Annotated in this window: 2 protein-coding genes; both read right to left on the bottom strand. The window is 41.9% G+C overall.

Going from position 1 to position 2,123, the window contains the following annotated elements; translation table 11 throughout:
- Positions 1-212: 212 nt before the first annotated feature.
- Positions 213-1,118 (bottom strand): metal ABC transporter solute-binding protein, Zn/Mn family, encoded by a 906-nt coding sequence (locus LPKJCM_RS09330; protein WP_057962774.1) that lies wholly within the window; start codon positions 1,116-1,118, stop codon positions 213-215.
- A gap of 100 nt (positions 1,119-1,218) precedes the next feature.
- Positions 1,219-2,123, bottom strand: a 905-nt coding sequence (locus tag LPKJCM_RS09335) for a peptidoglycan recognition protein family protein (protein WP_087069620.1), incomplete at its 5' end; no start/stop codon positions are given.

Raw genomic sequence — 2,123 nt, forward strand, 5'->3', positions numbered from 1 at the left:
TTTAGATAGACCAATGAGGGAAGTAAATTGATGAACAATATTGTGAAGCTCGTTTTCTGTATTTTTTTGACTTATAATATTCATGACGTAAGTCTCCTTTGTATCTTGGTTTTGGTCGACTAAAGTATACAACGCAGGAGAGCTTGCGTTTATTTTTTTGCCAAAAAAGCCAATAACCACACGCCTTTGGCGTGATTATTAGCTTTCAAGTTTCAGTTCAGAATGTTAATTAACTCAGCATACTGTGAATCCATCCAACTGACATAATTCTTATTAGCTGGCAAGGTTTCCGTCACCGGCAATACCGGCACTTTGTTCTTCTTAGCTAATGCCACCAAATTATTGACGGTTTTGCTATCAACCTGCTTGTTGAAAACAAAGAAGGCAATCTTGTGATTCTTAATTCCATTTTGCATTGTTCGAATGGTTTGTGGTGACGGGTCGACACCCTTTTCAGTATCATTTTCGAACTGCGTATCACCAACTTTAAATCCGGTTGCTTCAAGCGCATAGTCAAATACCGGCTCACTGACATAAACGTCCTTATTCTTCTTAGTTGCAGCCAGCTGCTTCAATTGTGCAATCTTATCGTTGATTGGTTTTAATGAGGCGATGTACTTCTTGGCGTTCTTCTTGAAGTAGGCCTTGCTCTTTGGCTGCAGTTTGCCTAATTTTGTCGCAATGGTGTTGGCTAATTTAGGCATCGTCGCTGGATTGTACCAAAGATGTGGATTATCGCCATTTTTCTTGTCCATCAGATCTTCGCCGACCTTGATATAATCGACTTTACTGCTATCCTTCACTAAATTATTCATCCAACCATCATACCCGATTCCGTTGGCAATCACGATCTTTGAGCCAACCGTTTCCTTGGCAATCTTGGTTGACGACTGATAGTCATGGGGATCCACGTTCGGATTGGTAATAACTGACGTCACGTCGCCCTTATTACCAGCCACTTTTTTGGCAACCTCCCCATAAAAATCGGTTGTCGCCGTAATTTTAATCTTGCCATTAGAACTGGATGAACTGCTGGAACAGCCTGCCAGTCCGATCCCAAGCGCCACTACAATAAGGGCAAGCATCAGCGCCTTAATCCTCGAAAGTTTATGTAACATGAAATATCCTCTCCTCTGTAAATCGTAATCGTTACTCTTTTGACAATAATCTAAAATAGTTCGATTGTAAAGTGGATTTTTAATATTTCACGCCAATCAACTACAGGTTGTGATAATTGGTCAACACCAGCTTATAGAACTGAGCCATCGTGTATGCCTGATGAAAGTACTTCTTGCCGCGGTTCTTATAATAACCAACCGGATTGGTATGATCAGACCCACCCAGATAGTGGGCAACGGCACCATGAGACCAGACAGTCCCCTTGCCATCATAACAGGCGTCGTTGGGCTTTAAGTGATAAGTTTTCAAAATGTGGGCCGTGTAATAGGCCGCATTTTCCACTTCGCCGGAGAAACTGCGCTTACTATGGATCTCAACTTGTTCAAATTGGACAAACCGGGCATTGCCGGGATAACCGACACCCCAGCAGAGGTACTTGGTGCTGGCAATGTTAATGATGTGGTCATCATCAATGAAGGTGTGAACAAAGGCATTCCGATAATTTTTCTTCATATAAGCAATCTCGTCAAAAATCGTTGAGTTGGCATTACCAGTCTCGTGAATCACAACCCCCTCAGGCTTATTTTTGCCATGACGGTACTTATAATGTGGAAAGCCACCCCAGATTTTGCTTGAAACTTGATTATGGGAAATATTGTGGTTTGCTATGTAATTATTCACTTTGGAACTGGCTTGCGAACTAATAGAGGCTGGGACATAAGTCCCGCCGATAAATAAACTGAGCCGTATTTTCCACTTTCTCTGGAAGATGCGGCTCAGTTTTTCTATCCAACCAAAAATATGAGTTAAATTGGCCATCATTTTGGCCAATTTATTCATATTTGCTGCCATCAAGATAATTCCTAATTCATTATTGACTTGTCTTAATCCACGTACCGATAATCTACGGAAACGCAAATTAGCCTTCAGGTTACCAAAGGCTGGCTCATCCTCAAGTTTTCGCTTAGCGAAAATGGCCTGGCCCTCTGGGCTTGAAAGCTGTT

The sequence above is a fragment of the Lentilactobacillus parakefiri genome (genome assembly GCF_002157585.1).
GTDB classification, from domain to species: Bacteria; Bacillota; Bacilli; order Lactobacillales; family Lactobacillaceae; genus Lentilactobacillus; species Lentilactobacillus parakefiri.